This window comes from Pseudoalteromonas sp. TB41 (genome assembly GCF_000497975.1).
In the GTDB taxonomy this organism is placed as follows: Bacteria; Pseudomonadota; Gammaproteobacteria; order Enterobacterales; family Alteromonadaceae; genus Pseudoalteromonas; species Pseudoalteromonas tetraodonis.
On record NZ_AUTH01000110.1, the window covers coordinates 1 to 15,580 of the forward strand.

Below are 15,580 nucleotides of genomic sequence, written 5' to 3' on the forward strand. Positions count from 1 at the left end.
GGCTTTGCCTGTAAAAAGTACTCATGTTAATTCCTTAGTTGATTTTTAGCGAAGTCACAAAAGGAAAAAACATGAGTAGATACGAGAAAGCATCGCATGTGTATTGGCGATGTCAATATCATATAGTTTGGACACCTAAGTATAGATTTAGGCTCCTTAAAAATAAAATAGGTAGGGATGTCTACAGGTGTATTCAGGTTTATTGCGAACAGCTTGGGTGCAAAGTTGTTGAGCTGAATGTACAAATAGCTCACGTACACTTAGTAGTAAAAGTGCCGCCAAAACTGTCAATTTCAAAGTTAATGGGCGCATTGAAAGGTAAAATAGCGTTAAAAATGTTTAGTAAATATCCGTACTTAAGAAAGAACAAGCTATGGGGTAATCATTTTTGGCAGCGAGGATACTTTGTTGATACGGTAGGCATAAACGAAGAAATAATACGAAGATATGTCAGGCATCAGCAGAAGGAGGAGAGACAAGAGCAAGCTCAGTTAACTCTGGAGTAAACAACGCCCCCTTTTAGGGGGCTAATTCAAAGCCACCTTCTTTAGAAGGTGGATCTTTTACTTAATATGAGGTTTTATTATGGCTCAAAATCAAACGCCTAACTTTGGCATGGTCGGTTTAGGCTTGCGAAGAGAAATGCTAGATGAGCTTGAGCATGCCATACCAAAACAAATTGAGTTTATGGAAGTGGCCCCAGAGAACTGGTTAAAGCTAGGTGGGCGCTTTGAAAAGCAATTTAAGCAGTTAACCAATACTAATTATTTTGTTTGCCATGGTTTATCTCTTTCTATTGGCTCACCTGAGCCGCTCGATATTGAATTTATAAAGTCGTTAAAATCTTTCTTTGATAACCACGATATTAAAGCTTATAGCGAACATTTAAGCTATTGCTCAGGTAAAGGCCATATGTATGACTTAATGCCAATTCCTTTTACTGAGGAGGCGGTTAACCATGTTGTTTCTCGGGTTAAACAGGTACAAGATATTTTAGAACGCCCGCTAGCGCTAGAAAATGTGTCTTATTATGGTGCCCCTGGTCAGCAGCTATCAGAGCTTGAATTTACCAATGCTATTTTAGAAGACGCAGACTGCCAGTTGCTATTAGACGTTAATAATATTTATGTGAACTCGATTAATCATGGTTATGATGCACAAGCGTTTTTAAGTGGGCTACCAACTAATAAAATTGCCTATTGTCATGTTGCAGGCCACTACAATGAGGCTGATGACCTTATTATAGATACTCATGGCGCAGATGTTATTGATCCCGTATGGCAGTTGCTTGATAGCGCTTATGAAACACATGGTGTATTTCCGACGCTGTTAGAGCGGGACTTTAATATTCCACCTATTAACGTGTTAACCAAAGAGCTGGATATAATTCATCAATTACAAGCAAAGCACCTGCAGCTGTTATCCACTGAGCAAAGTGCTTAAACAGTCCTATGCAGCTAGTAATAACAACAGCATGGTTTTAAAAGAGTATTAACTATGAGTTTTATCGATATTCAAAATGAGTTTATGGCTCATATTCGCCAGCCCAACACGAACCCTTGCCCAGCAGATGTTGAAGACAGACGTATGGCTATTTATCGGGAGCTTTTTTTTAATAATATTAATGGGTTTGTTTCATCAGCATTTCCAGTTTTAAAAACACTCTATAGTGAGCAACAGTGGCTATTACTAGTTCGTCAATTTTTTAGTGAACATGATTGCCAGTCTCCTTACTTTTTAGATATTGCTGAAGAGTTTATAACGTATTTAATGACAAGTTATGTGCCCAAAGAGTGCGACCCTGTGTTTATGCTAGCGCTGGCGCATTATGAATGGATTGAGCTTGATGTATCGGTAACTCAGGCTGACTTGAATGAGACCGAACTGGTAACGAATCAATTAACCCATAGCCCTTTATATTTATCTAAAACGGCACGTAACTTAAGCTATGAATTCCCCGTACAACATATTAGCGAAGCGTTTCAACCGCAACAGCCCTCTGAGCAGCCACATTATTTTGTGGTGTACAGAGATAAAGACGATGAAGTACAATTTTTAGCAACTAATGCGATGACCGCCATGCTGTTGTCTATTATTGACAATAACGCAGGAAGCACATTTGCGCATGTTTGCCAGCAAGTCAGTGAAAATGCACCTCAATTTAGCCTTGAGCAAATAACTCAAGGCGCATTAAGTACCCTAACGGCTATGGCACAGCGTCAAATTATAGTGACAAAAAATCAAGATTAAGCTCTTTATAGATTATTTCACATCGTCTATTATAACGCCTTTATTTGTTGTGCTTAATAAAAGGTTGTACCGATGTCAGATGATAAAGAGTTTAAAGACCCGTTTAATGCGGTTTACTTTTTTGCATTTTTAGCCGTGTTTGCTGGAATAGGGTGTTTAAATGCTATTTTAGGTTGGATCACCAGCTTGACGTAATTTTTGCTTTATTTCATAAGGCTGTTGTTTTCATCAGCCTTATATTTTTTTATCTTGTTTACCCTTCCTGAATTTTTATAACTACCGCAAACTCGCAATTTACGCTCACTTAAGGTTATAATCACCTGCTTTGTAATATGAACCATTGAGCAGTTAAAATTATGACTCAAGTAACACCAGCAATTATCAAAAACAGCATTACTACAATTGCTGATTACCCTAAAGCGGGCATTATGTTTCGCGATGTAACAACCCTAATGGCAAACCCTGAAGCGTTTAAAGCAACCATAGATGCATTTATTAACGCCTATAAAGATCAAGGTTTTACTAAAATTATCGGCACAGAATCGCGTGGCTTTATTTTTGGTGCACCGCTATCTTATGCCTTGGGAATTCCTTTTATCCCTGTTCGCAAACCTGGTAAATTACCGCGCGAAGTTATTCGCCAAGATTACCAACTCGAATATGGTGAAGATACATTAGAGCTTCATACTGATGCGATTGTAGCCGGTGACAAAGTATTGCTAGTTGACGACTTGTTGGCGACCGGTGGTACAATTGAAGCAACAGCCAAGTTGGTTGCAAAATTAGGCGGCAACGCCACAGATGCAGCATTCGTCGTATCGTTACCTGAACTAGGTGGGGAGCAGCGTGTTGAAAAAATGGGTATTAAAATCCTAAAATTGGTTGAATTCGAAGGCGAATAATCGATGAGTTATCAGGTTCTAGCGAGAAAATGGCGTCCTCAAACCTTTCATGAATTGGTTGGGCAGTCTCATGTTAAACAAGCGCTGGTTAATGCGCTGAGTCAAAATAGACTGCATCACGCTTATTTATTCACTGGAACCCGTGGTGTTGGTAAAACGACCATTGCGCGTATTTTTGCTAAAAGCTTAAATTGTGATGAGGGCATTTCTGCCACACCATGTGGTCAATGTAGTAGCTGTGTTGATATAGAAGCAGGGCGCTACATTGATTTACTCGAAATAGATGCGGCCTCACGCACAAAAGTTGAAGATACTCGCGAAATACTCGATAACGTTCAATATGCGCCAACCCGCGGACGCTATAAAGTGTACTTAATTGATGAAGTACACATGTTGTCAAAGCACAGCTTTAATGCCTTATTAAAAACGCTTGAAGAGCCACCTGAGCATGTAAAGTTTTTACTGGCGACCACCGATCCACAAAAATTACCGGTAACTATTTTATCGCGCTGTTTACAGTTTAATTTAAATGCCTTGTCGCAAGCTGAAATTAAGCAACAGCTTGAGCATGTTCTTACGCAAGAGCAGCTCAATTTTGATAATGATGCCCTAAGTATTATTGCTAAAGCAGCCGATGGCAGTATGCGAGATGCGCTGAGCCTGACCGATCAGGCTATTGCCCAAACAAATGGCGATATTAATAATCAAGCTGTTCAAGCCATGCTTGGTTTAATGGATACCCATTATAGTCAGAGTTTACTCGCTGCATTACTCGCGCAGGATGGCGCAGCCTTAATGGCTGAAGTTGCCCAAGTCGCGAGCAGAAATCCTAATTACATTGCACTACTTGATGACTTAATTGCACTTACGCATATTATTCAATTAAGCCAATTAGTGCCTGAAGCGGCAGCACTTGATAGCAATAATGCTGACTACATTAAGCATGTTGCAGCGCACACTCATGCTCAGCAAATTCAAGTGTATTATCAGTTATTACTGAATGGCAAAAAAGATTTACAGTGGGCGCCTGAGCCACGCTTAGGGTTTGAGATGATTATGCTACGATTGTTAGCATTTCAACCTGAGCACTCACAAACGACGCATTCAGCACCTAGCTCGCAACCCGCGCCAGAGCAAAATGCCACAGGGCGTACCAATGCATTGCGTGATATTTTAAATAAAAATAAACCAGCGCAGAGCAATAGCACTGAAAGTCAGCCATCAATACATAATCCACAGCCAATAGAGGCTGCTGAGCCTGAGGTTTCGCGCTCTGATAATAGCCGGACTCACATTGAGCAAGAGTCAACGCAAAGTCAGCCAAACGTGTCTGATACAACGCCAATGAGCGATGAACAAGCACAGCGTCAAAGCAAAGATGATGCCTACATGCAGCACAGCGATGTAGAACAAACCATTGCAGCGCAATACGATGATGTAATGAGTAGCGCGGTTGACCAAGGATTTAATCCTGAGCTATCAAACGTACCTAGTAGCACTGAGCATTCAGCGCCAACAATGGGCGAGCAAGAAGCACGTGCACAGTCTGCAATAGCGCGTATTTTACGTGACAGAAATATTTCCGGTGCGGGTAAACTGTCAAGCGCAGCAACCGAAAAACCTGTTGTGCCAAAATCGACCCCTGCTAGGCCCGTCGATAAACCTATTAGCAATACACCTCAAACTGTAGCGCAGGAGCCGCCTCCATGGGATAGTGAGGCGGGTGATGAGTTACCAAAAAAGCCAGCGCTCCCCATGTCAGGGAGCAAGCCACAGGTAAGCACTAAACCTGCAAATAAAGTTGACTTTAAAGCAAAGCATCAAACAATTACCGAAAATCTTGCACCTGAGCTATTAGAGCAAATTAATCCGCAAAAACCGGCTCCTGTTGTTGAACAAGCACCAAGTATTCCGGTGCCGGATGATTTTCAAAGCCCCATCAGTGAAATTAGATTTGCCCATCAACAAGATGAATGGGCTTATTTAATTAAGCGAATGGGGCTTGGCGGGCGCATGCGCCAGTTTGCCTTGCATTCAATTTTTACCAAGCAAGACAATCATTTTCATATTGAAGTCGATGAATCGCAAAAGCATTTAGATACGCCTATGCTGCGCCAAAAGTTAAATGTGGCGTTATCGACTATTTATGGACATAACGTTGAGCTAAATATCGACTTTGCCAGTGGGGTGATTGACTCGCCTTATCTAATTCAACAAAAAATTGATGCAGGTCGTCATCAGCAAGCGATTGATGTGATCACAAGTGATGAAAATATAGTACAATTTCAACAGTTATTTAGCGCTGAAATTGACGAAAACAGTATTCAGGCATTGTAATTAACGACCAGTGCCCTTATTTATACTTCAGTTAATGTATTAAAAGAAAGAGAGACGATTATGTTTAAAGGTGGAATGGGTAACATGATGAAGCAAGCGCAGCAAATGCAAGAGCGCATGCAAAAAGCCCAAGAAGAAATCGCAACAATGGAAGTCGTTGGTGAAGCTGGTGCCGGTTTAGTTAAAGTAACCATGCTTGGTAACCACAACGTGCGCCGTGTTGAGCTTGATGAGAGCTTAATGGAAGACGACAAAGACATGATTGAAGATTTACTTGCAGCAGCGTGTAATGATGCTGTTCGCCGCGTTGCTGAAGAAACGCAAGAGCGTATGGGCAAAGTGACAGGCGGTATGCAATTACCGCCTGGTATGAAAATGCCGTTCTAAGCAACTATGCAACTTTCAGATAGTTTAACATCGCTGATAGAGGCACTTCGTTGTCAGCCAGGTATTGGCCCGAAGTCTGCCCAGCGTATTGCATTTCATTTATTAGAGCGCGACCGTAAAGGCGGTGCTCAACTTGGTAATGCCTTGACTAAAGCAATGAGCGCTGTAGGTCATTGCCAATCGTGCCGCACATTTACCGAGCAAGCACAATGTGATATTTGCTTAAGCACTAAACGCCAAGACAGTGGTATTTTATGTGTTGTTGAATCGCCAACGGATGTACTCGCCATTGAGCAAACAGGTCAATACAAAGGGCTTTACTTTGTATTAATGGGGCATTTATCACCGATTGATGGCATAGGGCCTAAAGAAATTGGCCTTGATGTACTCGAGCAAAAGCTTGCGCAAGGCGGTATTAATGAAGTCATTTTAGCCACAAATCCTTCGGTTGAAGGCGAAACAACGGCGCATTATATTGCTCAGCTTTGCCACAAAAACAATGTGGGTGCATCGCGTATTGCTCATGGTATTCCTGTTGGTGGTGAGCTTGATTTAGTCGATGGAATGACGCTTATGCATGCATTTAGCGGTAGGCGCTTAGTCAGCCATGAATAGTTTATTTTAAGCTTAACTATTTGAACTTACTTTAAAAGCCTACATACATGCTGTAGGCTTTTTTGTTGGCTTTAATTGCAATATAAACAAAAGTTTAAGGATGGTATGGCTGCAATAACCCAAAGTGCTAATGTGATTGTTGATGACTTTATCGCACCTGTTTGCCATGAACACATAAAAATTATTTATCAAGATGAGGCGCTTTTAGTGATCAATAAACCTAGCGGTTTATTGAGTTTGTCGGGTAAAAACCCACTAAATTGGGATTCCGTTCATTATCGTTTAGTCAATGGTCAACAGGGTAAAACAGCCGCCTTTGCAGAAGCAAAGTTACCTCATCGATTAGATTTTGGAACCTCAGGGATCATGCTGGTGGCACTCAATAGTGAGTCGGCAAAAAACCTCAATCAACAATTTCAAAGTCACACCATAAGCAAACGCTATGTCGCTATGTTGCAAGGAAAAGTGTGCGATAACCACGGACAAATAAATTACCCGATTGCTAAAGACAAACTCTATTTTCCTCGTGTTAAGTTATGTAACACCACAGGCAAAGCGGCCTTAACACACTACACAGTACTTAAGCGTTTTATACAACCAATCAAGACGTTAGTGCAATTTACCCCCGTTACTGGTCGAACGCATCAATTACGTATTCATAGTCATGCAATTGGGCATCCTATTTTAGGCTGCGATTTGTATAAAAGTGAACAGAGTGAGCAGATGGCGTCGCGTTTGCAGTTACATGCCAGCGATATATACTTTCATCATCCAAGCACTCAAAAGCCGATGCATTTACACTGTGCTAGCCCATTTTGAACAGATATTGTTTTTTATAATATTGTTGTTTTTTGCTGGCAGCTTTTTTTACTTTTTTCCCTTGAAGTTCTGACACCTCCCCCCATATTAAGTGCATAACGCAGACACTTTGCAAATTGGAGATACATAAATGACTGCAGCACAAAAAGAAACATTAGGCTTTCAAACAGAAGTAAAACAATTACTAAACTTAATGATTCATTCTATATAGTAACCCCGCACTAAATATTTATACCCCGCAATAATTAATCATATCAGTTTTAAATCAATCACTTAAATAGCATTTATGGCGTTTTAACGCTATATAATCCGCACTAAACATGACTATTATAGATAGCAACTGCGTACCAAGCTGTGTACCATTAATTAATTAAACTAAAATTTGGTACACATTCGGAGTTAATACCAGTGAATATAACGGCGGCAAAGCTTAAGAGTATAAGCGGTAAACCCTACGATGGCGCGGCGGAGGTTTCCGACGGTGATAACTTATCGCTGCGCATTTCACCCAAGGGTAAAATCACATTTCAAATACGATTTAGATTAAACGGCAAGGCAGTGCGCTATAAGCTGGGAACGTATCCTGAGCTTACACTTGCTAAAGCGCGTGAAGAATGCGAAGCGCATATGGCTCAAGTTAGAAAGGATCTTGATCCTCGAAAAATGAAAGCGGTTAACAGCGTTGCTATGCTTGATAATAAAAACCCTACGCTAATGGATGCGATTAATTATTGGTACACGCTCTACTGCGAACCTATGCGTGATAACCCTAAAGGTATTTTTCATCGCATTACGTCGTGCATTAGTGAGCAGTGGCGAGATCAATATATATCAGAAATAAATAAGCAGCATTTTTCTGCCTTGTTTAAATCTATAAATGATGAAAGCTTATTGGGCAAGCGGGGCAGTGGCTTTTCGTTTAATGCGATTATTGAACTTAGATCGGCGCTTAGGTTTTGTTTGCGCCAGGGGTTTATTAATAACGCCGAGTTTGAAGCGCTAAGGCCAAGTGACTTTGCAACTGACTATATGCCGCGTGAGCACTTTTTAACAATAGAAGAGTGTAAGTTGATTTGGTCTAACATCGATAACCTTGCTTTAACTGATAGAAACAAAGTTATTTTACGCTGTGTTATGGTTTTTGGTTGTCGTATTAGCGAGCTTTACACTGCGTTTAAAGATGACTTTGATTTAACAAACCAGTTATTCACTGTGCGCAGAGAAAATACAAAAGGGGGTGTGCACTCTATTGTTAGGCCTATACCCGATGTGTTAATTGAAGATCTGCAGCACATTAAAAGCTTAACACCTGCCTTTAAGTACATGTTTAATAATAGAGGGGGTGATAAGCCGGCTAGCGGTTCTAGCGTTAGTTTAATTGCCAATGCCTGCTATGAAAACATAGATGGTTTAAGGCCGTTTAGAATGCACGATTTTAGACGAACCATATCAACGCACTTAACGGATGCGGGATGCCCTTTGCAGTTTACTGAAAAATTGCTAGGGCATAAAATGAAAGGCGTGCTGGCGATATACAATAAATCGCCAATGCTTGATGGCTTAACGGAGTGGGTGAATAAGTGGGTTACTATGATCACTAAGTAGCAGCGCCAAGCCATTAAGCGCTGTGCTTAATGGCTTGCTCGTTCATATCGCTGTAGTGTTTGTCTATCACTACTTTTAACCAGCGGTGCGGCCTGCCTACGTGAGTAGGCTTTATAAATTCGCCTTTGCTTACTTGCTTGCGTAAGTAATCCTCTGTTACGCCCTCAAAGGCAGCTACTTCTTTGGTCGTGTAAAATTTGCTAGATGGTAAACTCATTTGTCGCTCCAAGGGCAGAGGGCCAATAAAATAGGCCATAATAATATGGCGGTTATATAAACAGGCAAGCTTACTTCGTCGCTTTTGCCTGTCATGTAAACAAAACTAAGTCCGCACTTTATGTAAAAACAACATAAAATAAGTGCGACGATTAAAAATATAATTGCGTCATTGGTCATAAGTCACCTTCATATTGTTCATTATAACTAGCCACAAAGGACTCGGCTTCCTGGCTGTGGCTAAATTTAGCTACGAGTCTGTCGGTTTCCTCACCGTAAACAAAGCCAGACCCACCGCTATACAATCTTTCTCCAAAATTTACTTTCATAAATCACCTCGTTCGTAATTTTTTAAACGCGGGCTTTCTTTGCCGGCTATTTCAATGCGTGGCTTTAAAAGCGCTTTGTTAGCTTTGCCTATAGTGCTATCTGTTAGATCAAGGCCTTTAAATGCTTTGGTCTTGTTGTGTTCGTCATTAATAATTTGGTTGCGCTCAAAGTTGCGCATTTCAATTACTTCATCAAAGTGATCACCACAAGCAAAAGCGCCGCGATATTCATAAGCTTCATTTGCTTTTAGCTTAGCCTTACATTTTTTGCATGTGTAATTGCTCATAAATCACCTATTGATTCGAAATCTTCAAATTCTGCGCTACCATCTTCAACTTCACGATTCATACATTCAGCGCAAACAAAACTGCCCATAGAATCAATTAATTCAGCTTCATTTTCACAATGAGCGTATTCACAAGATTTACTCATAAATCACCTTTGCCTTTTATTTTGCCTTGCTTTCTCAAGCTGCATGCCATTTCAGTAATGGCCTTGTAGGTTCGACCCAATGACAAGCACAGCTCAGACACTGGCACTTTGCCGTAAAACTCAATTAAGTATTTTTGATCCGTGGTGGTCATTGGCTTTTTGTGGTTAAAGTGAACCTGCGGATCGTATTTGCACATTAGCTCTTTCATAAATCACCTATGGGTTTAAATACTCGGCATCGCCAACGGTAAGCCTAGTGGAAAGCTCCATGTGGTAACTTGCTAGCTCACTTTCTTCTACTGCAACAACTCTTGATGACTCAGGGTTTCCATACTCTTTAGCTATGCTGTTAAACATTGACACTAATTCATTTGCATCATCTTTGCTTTTTGCAGCAAACCAAGTGTCACTTCCACCGTGGACAGCCCAATATTTAGAGCTTTCCTTGTCGCTTTCAGTGTTTTGATTTTTTATCGAAAATAGCTTTTTAAGTTCGTCGCTATATTCGGGATAATCGTTGATAAACTCTTTAACGCCGTAATTAAGATAAAAAGCATTGCTTATGCTTTCTCTTAGATGCCCGAACGCCGCACATTCACCTGTTTCAGATTCGTAGTTTTCTCTTAATTTCAAGCATGAAATACAAGTTTTATAACTATCTGGCTCGCCATCCCATACCCCGCTACAATACTGATAATTTTCACCAATATTTATTTTCTCTAAACACTCACAGCAATTGTGAGGTTTTCTTGCTTTGCGCATTTTTTCTCTGAATGCACTTGGAATATTACAGTCACACATAAATCACCTATGCTAATTTTTTGGCGTAGTCAGGGTTCATTGCTCTATAACACGCAGACTTCATACAGCCTTTGGCGTTATTAAGGCGTTTGTTTAAATCTTCGCGGGTGTCTGGCACTGCGCATTCAAACGTGTCACGTTCTACACCGTTGTAAAAATTCCATGCTATACGTGGCTCGTCTTTGCATACATCGTTAGCGTAAATATTGACGCGGTAACCGCCGCTCTTTTCAGGGATACAATCAGCCGCATCTTTTAACAAGTCAGCCAAGTACGCTTTATGCGATACATTTGGCTGGCCGCTTTGCAGTAGTGCCCAGGCGAATGAATAAACGTAGTCGTTTAAATCCATTTCACCGCTAGCCTGCTGTTTTAATTTAAAGCCATGCTGTAAGGCTAGGGCTTTTATTTTTGCGTTGTTCATGCTGTCACCTTATGTTCTTTATTATCAGGCTTTGCAGCCGATTTAGGTTTAAGCGCATACCAGTTATGCGCTCTGCGTTTAACTTGCGGTTTCATTAGGCTGCTACCTCTGCATCAGGTTCTTGCTTGTAGTTGCTGCAAACCTCAGCCGCAAACACGCCTTTATTTAGTTTTGAACAGTTGCCGTATTTAGCTTTTTTACCATTCTCACTCAGGGCAAAGCCTTTGCAGGTAAAGTTCTGGCAGCTAATGCACGCTTTAGGCATGCCTACTTTTGATATTTCCATGCTATGCCCTCGCTTTAAGTTGGTTAGTTGTTAGTCGTTCGTATTTCTTCTGCGTTATTCCATGCGCTTTAAGTGCTTGACTTGTTTTCATACCACTATTAACTTTTTCCTTAATAGCGCTTAGCAGTAAGTGCTTGTTATCTCGCTGTATGTTATTAATAACTGTTTTTGTTATATTTTTCTTTTCTAGCTGATAGTAAATTGTGCCAGTTGATACACCGATTTCTTTTGCTATAACCGCAATACTTTTGGTTTTTAACTGTTCTGGTACATTGGCATTTTCAACTTTCAGCGCAGGCACGCTACCTTTAAGTTCAACACTATTTCTTCTCATGTGGTAACGGATCGTTTCAGGGTAAACGTCAAACTTATCTGCCACCTCTGTTATAGGCAGTGTTTTAACGAGCTCTAAAATTAGGCTTATATCCTGCTCACTTAATTTTTTCATGCTGCTTTCCTTTTATTTAACTTACCCACTTCGTTACCCCAAACAGCCCAGCCTTTTGTGCGCTTGCGTGAAAACAACTCAATACGCGGTACGTCACCGGCCAATTCAACGCAGGCCTCTCTGAACTTGTTAGGCTTTTCGCTATGCTGTAAAACAGGGAATGCACCACTAAAAACAGTAAAGCCTAATAAGTCGTCTAGGCTTGCCGCGTCATAATTACCAACGGCTCGCACTGAACGGCTTGCTACCTTTGGTTTGCCTTTGATTGCTATAATGGCCGACTCGCTACCTTGGCGTGTCCAAAAGCCCATACCAAACACGGGGTTGTTATTAACAGTGAGTTTGTTCCATACAAACCCGCTCATCGTTTTAATTGTGAAGCCCCATGATTTAACAACGTCTAGGGCTTCTTGTGGCATTGAACCAACCCACCACATAACCAATATGCAATCGTCCGCTGCAATATCATCAATAGGCATCGCTTTTAGCTCGTCTACGCTCATTGTTGATTTGTAGTGATGTGCTGCACCGCTTTTCATACTGCCGCCGGTCTTTTTATTGCTGAATTGCCAAGCAGGATCCGAGTAAATCAGATTAAATTTTTGGCCTTTAAACTCTGAAAAAATTGATTCTTTATTTTTCACAACTAAGCTCCCTAATCATGCCTTTATGAATATTCACCACCTGGTTGAAGTCAGAGAAATCTTCTATGAGCATAATTCTTGAATTGTTTTTTCTTGCATTGATGCCGAATTTCTTACTTCTCATTTCAATTGTTTGTTTCACAAACCCTTTGTTCTTCTTGCTCTCAAGCTCATTTACATGCATAAAAGAGACTAATTTTAAATCGAGAAGTACAAACACATAAAAGTCACAATTATCAATTGAGTTTTTCCTCAATGCGCCTTTTCCGCCTCTAGTTCCGAACCTAGCAACGTTGAAGCTCCTGCCGTAATCTTTATGTGTTTCCGTAGACTTTACCTGCCCTCTAAGTATCTCCCCGTTGACATCTACTAAAATGTCGTAAGGGAGACCTTGATCACTTAGAAAAGAAACGAAGCCAGATCTCATTAACTCAAAAACAGCAAGGTATTCTCCAGCTTTTCCTATTTCTATTTCGTTTCTGCTCAAAATAACCTCCTACACTTTTAAAGCTAACATGATCTAAAAAAGGAACTTCCTTACATGCACATTAAGAGTGCTGGGTATTGCAAGCCGATTGGCGCGAACGGAATATCGTCGTCAAAGTCTATGGTTGGGCTCATCGGGTTACTTGCTGTGCCTTGCTGTTGCCCGCCGCTCATGTATTGGCTATTTGATACGCCTTGCTGCGCTTGACCTCCTTGCTGTTGGCCTTGGTTATTTTGGCGCTGAGCTTGGTTGTTGCCTTGGTAATTATTATTACTATTGCTGTAAGAATTATTACCCTGCGCTTGGCCTTGATTATTGCCTTGTGCGTGGTTGTTTTGTTGGCCTTGGTAATTATTATTACCTTGGTTGCCCTGATGTTGATTATCTTGTCGCGAATCGAGCATTTGCATATTTTCTACTACAAACTCTGACGTATAACGATCTGCGCCGCTTTGGTCTTGCCATTTTCTGGTTCTGAATTTTGCTGTAACAAAAATCTGTGAGCCTTTACGCAGGTATTCGCCCATTATTTCGGCTAGCTTACCGAACGCAACAAGGTTTACCCATTCGGTATTTTCCTTTTGCTGGCCTGTGTTTTTATCTTTCCATTTGCTACCAACAGCAATAGAAAATGATGCCGCAGCTTGCCCTGATTGGGTGTAGCGAATTTCAGGGTCTTTACCTAATCTACCGATAAAGTTAGCTTGATTTAGATCGTTAGCCATTACTTACTCCTTACTTAGTTGTTATTAAAACGATGATGGCTAGCACTAAAACGCGTACTGTATTTACTGCTGCCATCTTTAAAAACTCTTTGCGCTGCTGCTTTGCAATAGCGCTTGAGCTGTTACCTTTGATTGCCATGTAATCGTGTAGCATTAGTAGTGGTACCAGGTGGTGTCGTAGTCGTCGGCATCAAGCCCTTGGTCAAGTTCGATGCGGCCTTTCATTGCGTACACATTGAAAAGTATTTTTTCCATACCATATAAGCGGCCCATAGACATCGCTTCACCGGGCTTTTTATCGTCAACTCGAATACCTAAAATGTCATACTTGCCAGTTTCCTTGTCTTTACTTAAATGCAGGTCGTAGGCGCAGTTACGGCTATCTTGATCAGGCTCTTTATCTATATATACAGAGAGTGAGTCGCCATACTCGCCAAATTTCCAATCATGTTTATCTTTAAAATCTTCTATAATCAGCGTTATTTCACCCTCGCCATCACCATCTTCTTGAGCGTCTTTTAGTAGCGACTCAACAATGTAAGAAAGCGTTATTTTTTCTGGCACTTCTGCCATTATTTCTGCAAACTCTTTATCTAGAACCTCGGTTAGGCGTGAGTCGTAAAACCCTTGCGCTGCTACTTTTAAGCGGTTTAATACAAAGTCGTGATACGTTGGTAAGTCATCCATTTCTTCTAGCTGCGGCATGATGGCTTTAGTCATTTTTTCTTTTAGGGCTTTGCCTAAATCGCTGTAACTGCGAAAAACATCGTTAGCGGTTTCTTCGATAAGCGAATCGACCTTTTTGCTAATTGCTATTTCAAGCGCGCCAGCTTGGATTTTTTCACTAAGAATACTGCCAAACATTTCTTGAACTGTAGTGCTGCTTGGATCAATTGTTGGTTCAAATACTTCTTTGGTTTCGTTGCTCATTTTTATTCCTTATTGCTTACGCTGCTCGGTTAATTTTTTCTGCTGGCTTAATACCGCCTAAGCCCTCGATTAAGTAGTGCATTTTTGCGCACACGCTATGGGCTTTATCTCGGTTTGTTGTGAACCTACAGCCTGGTAAGGCCCAGCCGTCTAAGCTGTTTTTTTTAGCGCTTACTACTGTTGCTAAGCCAACTGTTATGTTGTCGCTGGCAAGGTGCTCAACCATGCGTAGCTGTGGAACTCGTGAATTAGTCATATAAACCTCGTTAAAAGAGCTGCGCCCGCGGGCGCTTGGCTCAGGTCGGAGTTAAAATTAAGCGGCTTCGCCTTTTTCTGGTTCGCTTGGTTCAGTTGCTGCAAAATAAACAGCCATACTTGCTTTAGCGTCATTTAATGCGTTATGGGCGCCTTCAAGCTCTTTGCCTGTAAAGTGCTTATATGCCTCTACCAGCTTTGGATTTTTACCGGCTTTCATGGCTTTTTTAGCAAGGAACATAGAGCAATGATGGTCATCTTTTTGCGCCCACTTTTCTTGTACCGCTTCATCAAAGAAGCGTTTCAAGCCAATGCGAACAATGCGTTGGTCAAAGGTTCTGTTGAATGCGATGCGCTCAGAGCCTTCACAAAAATCTAAAAGCTGTTGGATAGCTTCTTTTTCAGGGATGCCGACTTCGATTGCATGCTCGTTAGTAATGCCGTGAATATCGATTGTTTCTTGCGGGATAACCCAGCCATCGGGCTTGATAATTAAATCTAGCTCGCCGATCAGCTCTTTTGTTTCAGGGTCGTGCTTTACTGCTGAAATTTGCACAATGTGCGGCTGGTTCTCGCCATCGCTTGGGGTTTTCCAATCTGGGATGCCGGTTGTTTCTGTGTCGTAACTTACTAATGGTTTCATGGTATTTGCCTTAGTTTTATAATGGGTTGGTGGTTAAATTAAGC

Annotated in this window: 25 protein-coding genes; 10 read left to right on the forward strand and 15 right to left on the reverse strand. The window is 41.2% G+C overall.

The genetic code is table 11. The features are described 5' to 3' along the window. Positions 1 to 71 precede the first annotated feature (71 nt). The 10 genes from tnpA (at position 72) to L641_RS0119720 (ending at position 8,915) form a co-directional block, all read left to right on the forward strand. The gene (gene tnpA / locus L641_RS0119665; protein WP_024601958.1) at positions 72 to 506 is read left to right on the forward strand and encodes an IS200/IS605 family transposase; all 435 of its coding nucleotides are present in this window, start codon (positions 72 to 74) and stop codon (positions 504 to 506) included. 79 nt (positions 507 to 585) lie between these two features. Next, the gene (locus L641_RS0119670) at positions 586 to 1,443 is read left to right on the forward strand and encodes a DUF692 domain-containing protein (RefSeq protein WP_024602874.1); all 858 of its coding nucleotides are present in this window, start codon (positions 586 to 588) and stop codon (positions 1,441 to 1,443) included. 54 nt (positions 1,444 to 1,497) lie between these two features. After that, entirely contained in the window at positions 1,498 to 2,250 is a 753-nt protein-coding gene (locus L641_RS0119675; RefSeq protein WP_024602875.1) for a putative DNA-binding domain-containing protein, read from the forward strand. 72 nt (positions 2,251 to 2,322) lie between these two features. Continuing rightward, the gene (locus L641_RS23765; protein WP_275450857.1) at positions 2,323 to 2,445 is read left to right on the forward strand and encodes a hypothetical protein; all 123 of its coding nucleotides are present in this window, start codon (positions 2,323 to 2,325) and stop codon (positions 2,443 to 2,445) included. 161 nt (positions 2,446 to 2,606) lie between these two features. After that, positions 2,607 to 3,152 carry an adenine phosphoribosyltransferase gene (gene apt / locus L641_RS0119685; RefSeq protein ID WP_013465193.1) on the forward strand — a complete coding sequence of 182 codons (546 nt, stop codon included), beginning with the start codon at positions 2,607 to 2,609 and terminating at the stop codon, positions 3,150 to 3,152. A gap of 3 nt (positions 3,153 to 3,155) precedes the next feature. Further along, entirely contained in the window at positions 3,156 to 5,489 is a 2,334-nt protein-coding gene (dnaX, locus tag L641_RS0119690; protein WP_024602876.1) for a DNA polymerase III subunit gamma/tau, read from the forward strand. Positions 5,490 to 5,549: 60 nt separating this feature from the next. Next, on the forward strand, positions 5,550 to 5,876 hold the full coding sequence (locus L641_RS0119695; RefSeq protein ID WP_010388590.1) for a YbaB/EbfC family nucleoid-associated protein: 327 nt from the start codon (positions 5,550 to 5,552) through the stop codon (positions 5,874 to 5,876). Positions 5,877 to 5,882: 6 nt separating this feature from the next. Next, positions 5,883 to 6,491 carry a recombination mediator RecR gene (gene recR, locus L641_RS0119700; RefSeq protein ID WP_024602877.1) on the forward strand — a complete coding sequence of 203 codons (609 nt, stop codon included), beginning with the start codon at positions 5,883 to 5,885 and terminating at the stop codon, positions 6,489 to 6,491. A 105-nt stretch (positions 6,492 to 6,596) separates the two neighbouring features. Next, the gene (locus L641_RS0119705) at positions 6,597 to 7,310 is read left to right on the forward strand and encodes an RluA family pseudouridine synthase (RefSeq protein ID WP_024602878.1); all 714 of its coding nucleotides are present in this window, start codon (positions 6,597 to 6,599) and stop codon (positions 7,308 to 7,310) included. Positions 7,311 to 7,718: 408 nt separating this feature from the next. Then, on the forward strand, positions 7,719 to 8,915 hold the full coding sequence (locus L641_RS0119720) for an integrase family protein (protein WP_024602879.1): 1,197 nt from the start codon (positions 7,719 to 7,721) through the stop codon (positions 8,913 to 8,915). A 13-nt stretch (positions 8,916 to 8,928) separates the two neighbouring features. Here L641_RS0119720 and L641_RS0119725 read toward each other — a convergent pair whose 3' ends face one another. From L641_RS0119725 to L641_RS0119810, 15 genes are all read right to left on the reverse strand, one after another. Then, positions 8,929 to 9,132 carry a helix-turn-helix domain-containing protein gene (locus L641_RS0119725; RefSeq protein ID WP_024602880.1) on the reverse strand — a complete coding sequence of 68 codons (204 nt, stop codon included), beginning with the start codon at positions 9,130 to 9,132 and terminating at the stop codon, positions 8,929 to 8,931. Positions 9,133 to 9,456: 324 nt separating this feature from the next. Further along, positions 9,457 to 9,747 carry a hypothetical protein gene (locus tag L641_RS0119740; protein WP_024602882.1) on the reverse strand — a complete coding sequence of 97 codons (291 nt, stop codon included), beginning with the start codon at positions 9,745 to 9,747 and terminating at the stop codon, positions 9,457 to 9,459. After that, a complete protein-coding gene (locus tag L641_RS23315; protein WP_158000851.1) occupies positions 9,744 to 9,893 on the reverse strand; it encodes a hypothetical protein in 150 nt (49 codons plus the stop codon). Before L641_RS23315 ends, L641_RS0119740 begins: the two co-directional genes overlap by 4 nt. Continuing rightward, positions 9,890 to 10,102, reverse strand: a complete 213-nt coding sequence (locus tag L641_RS0119750) for a hypothetical protein (RefSeq protein WP_024602883.1) — start codon at positions 10,100 to 10,102, stop codon at positions 9,890 to 9,892. The genes L641_RS23315 and L641_RS0119750 overlap by 4 nt, the downstream gene beginning before the upstream one ends. A gap of 7 nt (positions 10,103 to 10,109) precedes the next feature. Further along, positions 10,110 to 10,655, reverse strand: coding sequence for a hypothetical protein (locus L641_RS22500; RefSeq protein WP_139016080.1), 546 nt, complete (start codon positions 10,653 to 10,655; stop codon positions 10,110 to 10,112). A 46-nt stretch (positions 10,656 to 10,701) separates the two neighbouring features. Then, positions 10,702 to 11,118 (reverse strand): hypothetical protein, encoded by a 417-nt coding sequence (locus tag L641_RS0119760; RefSeq protein WP_024602885.1) that lies wholly within the window; start codon positions 11,116 to 11,118, stop codon positions 10,702 to 10,704. Positions 11,119 to 11,212: 94 nt separating this feature from the next. After that, entirely contained in the window at positions 11,213 to 11,404 is a 192-nt protein-coding gene (locus L641_RS0119770) for a hypothetical protein (protein WP_029750478.1), read from the reverse strand. Between the two features lies 1 nt (position 11,405). Then, positions 11,406 to 11,852: a hypothetical protein gene (locus tag L641_RS0119775; protein ID WP_024602886.1), complete on the reverse strand. Its 447-nt coding sequence runs from the start codon at positions 11,850 to 11,852 to the stop codon at positions 11,406 to 11,408. After that, positions 11,849 to 12,496 carry an MT-A70 family methyltransferase gene (locus L641_RS0119780; protein WP_024602887.1) on the reverse strand — a complete coding sequence of 216 codons (648 nt, stop codon included), beginning with the start codon at positions 12,494 to 12,496 and terminating at the stop codon, positions 11,849 to 11,851. Before L641_RS0119780 ends, L641_RS0119775 begins: the two co-directional genes overlap by 4 nt. Continuing rightward, positions 12,486 to 12,983 carry a hypothetical protein gene (locus tag L641_RS0119785; protein ID WP_024602888.1) on the reverse strand — a complete coding sequence of 166 codons (498 nt, stop codon included), beginning with the start codon at positions 12,981 to 12,983 and terminating at the stop codon, positions 12,486 to 12,488. The genes L641_RS0119780 and L641_RS0119785 overlap by 11 nt, the downstream gene beginning before the upstream one ends. A gap of 50 nt (positions 12,984 to 13,033) precedes the next feature. Then, positions 13,034 to 13,708, reverse strand: a complete 675-nt coding sequence (gene ssb, locus L641_RS0119790; protein WP_024602889.1) for a single-stranded DNA-binding protein — start codon at positions 13,706 to 13,708, stop codon at positions 13,034 to 13,036. Between the two features lie 10 nt (positions 13,709 to 13,718). Beyond that, complete coding sequence (locus L641_RS23690; protein WP_158000852.1) at positions 13,719 to 13,862, reverse strand: hypothetical protein; 144 nt, start codon at positions 13,860 to 13,862, stop codon at positions 13,719 to 13,721. After that, complete coding sequence (locus L641_RS0119800) at positions 13,862 to 14,638, reverse strand: hypothetical protein (protein WP_024602890.1); 777 nt, start codon at positions 14,636 to 14,638, stop codon at positions 13,862 to 13,864. The genes L641_RS23690 and L641_RS0119800 overlap by 1 nt, the downstream gene beginning before the upstream one ends. Positions 14,639 to 14,654: 16 nt before the next feature. Further along, positions 14,655 to 14,894, reverse strand: coding sequence for a hypothetical protein (locus L641_RS0119805; RefSeq protein WP_024602891.1), 240 nt, complete (start codon positions 14,892 to 14,894; stop codon positions 14,655 to 14,657). Positions 14,895 to 14,951: 57 nt separating this feature from the next. Further along, on the reverse strand, positions 14,952 to 15,536 hold the full coding sequence (locus L641_RS0119810) for a 3'-5' exonuclease (RefSeq protein WP_024602892.1): 585 nt from the start codon (positions 15,534 to 15,536) through the stop codon (positions 14,952 to 14,954). Positions 15,537 to 15,580 lie beyond the last annotated feature (44 nt).

Bases quoted from the DNA above. Each gene is read 5' to 3' on its own strand.
- recR (WP_024602877.1), top strand. From the start codon at position 5,883: ATGCAACTTTCAGATAGTTTAACATCGCTGATAGAGGCACTTCGTTGT.
- L641_RS0119695 (WP_010388590.1), top strand. From the start codon at position 5,550: ATGTTTAAAGGTGGAATGGGTAACATGATGAAGCAAGCGCAGCAAATG.
- apt (WP_013465193.1), top strand. From the start codon at position 2,607: ATGACTCAAGTAACACCAGCAATTATCAAAAACAGCATTACTACAATT.
- L641_RS0119750 (WP_024602883.1), bottom strand. From the start codon at position 10,102: ATGAAAGAGCTAATGTGCAAATACGATCCGCAGGTTCACTTTAACCAC.
- L641_RS23765 (WP_275450857.1), top strand. From the start codon at position 2,323: ATGTCAGATGATAAAGAGTTTAAAGACCCGTTTAATGCGGTTTACTTT.
- ssb (WP_024602889.1), bottom strand. From the start codon at position 13,708: ATGGCTAACGATCTAAATCAAGCTAACTTTATCGGTAGATTAGGTAAA.
- L641_RS0119805 (WP_024602891.1), bottom strand. From the start codon at position 14,894: ATGACTAATTCACGAGTTCCACAGCTACGCATGGTTGAGCACCTTGCC.
- tnpA (WP_024601958.1), top strand. From the start codon at position 72: ATGAGTAGATACGAGAAAGCATCGCATGTGTATTGGCGATGTCAATAT.
- L641_RS0119705 (WP_024602878.1), top strand. From the start codon at position 6,597: ATGGCTGCAATAACCCAAAGTGCTAATGTGATTGTTGATGACTTTATC.
- L641_RS0119675 (WP_024602875.1), top strand. From the start codon at position 1,498: ATGAGTTTTATCGATATTCAAAATGAGTTTATGGCTCATATTCGCCAG.
- L641_RS0119760 (WP_024602885.1), bottom strand. From the start codon at position 11,118: ATGAACAACGCAAAAATAAAAGCCCTAGCCTTACAGCATGGCTTTAAA.
- L641_RS0119770 (WP_029750478.1), bottom strand. From the start codon at position 11,404: ATGGAAATATCAAAAGTAGGCATGCCTAAAGCGTGCATTAGCTGCCAG.
- dnaX (WP_024602876.1), top strand. From the start codon at position 3,156: ATGAGTTATCAGGTTCTAGCGAGAAAATGGCGTCCTCAAACCTTTCAT.
- L641_RS23690 (WP_158000852.1), bottom strand. From the start codon at position 13,862: ATGCTACACGATTACATGGCAATCAAAGGTAACAGCTCAAGCGCTATT.
- L641_RS22500 (WP_139016080.1), bottom strand. From the start codon at position 10,655: ATGCGCAAAGCAAGAAAACCTCACAATTGCTGTGAGTGTTTAGAGAAA.
- L641_RS0119670 (WP_024602874.1), top strand. From the start codon at position 586: ATGGCTCAAAATCAAACGCCTAACTTTGGCATGGTCGGTTTAGGCTTG.
- L641_RS0119810 (WP_024602892.1), bottom strand. From the start codon at position 15,536: ATGAAACCATTAGTAAGTTACGACACAGAAACAACCGGCATCCCAGAT.
- L641_RS23315 (WP_158000851.1), bottom strand. From the start codon at position 9,893: ATGAGTAAATCTTGTGAATACGCTCATTGTGAAAATGAAGCTGAATTA.
- L641_RS0119800 (WP_024602890.1), bottom strand. From the start codon at position 14,638: ATGAGCAACGAAACCAAAGAAGTATTTGAACCAACAATTGATCCAAGC.
- L641_RS0119725 (WP_024602880.1), bottom strand. From the start codon at position 9,132: ATGAGTTTACCATCTAGCAAATTTTACACGACCAAAGAAGTAGCTGCC.
- L641_RS0119740 (WP_024602882.1), bottom strand. From the start codon at position 9,747: ATGAGCAATTACACATGCAAAAAATGTAAGGCTAAGCTAAAAGCAAAT.
- L641_RS0119775 (WP_024602886.1), bottom strand. From the start codon at position 11,852: ATGAAAAAATTAAGTGAGCAGGATATAAGCCTAATTTTAGAGCTCGTT.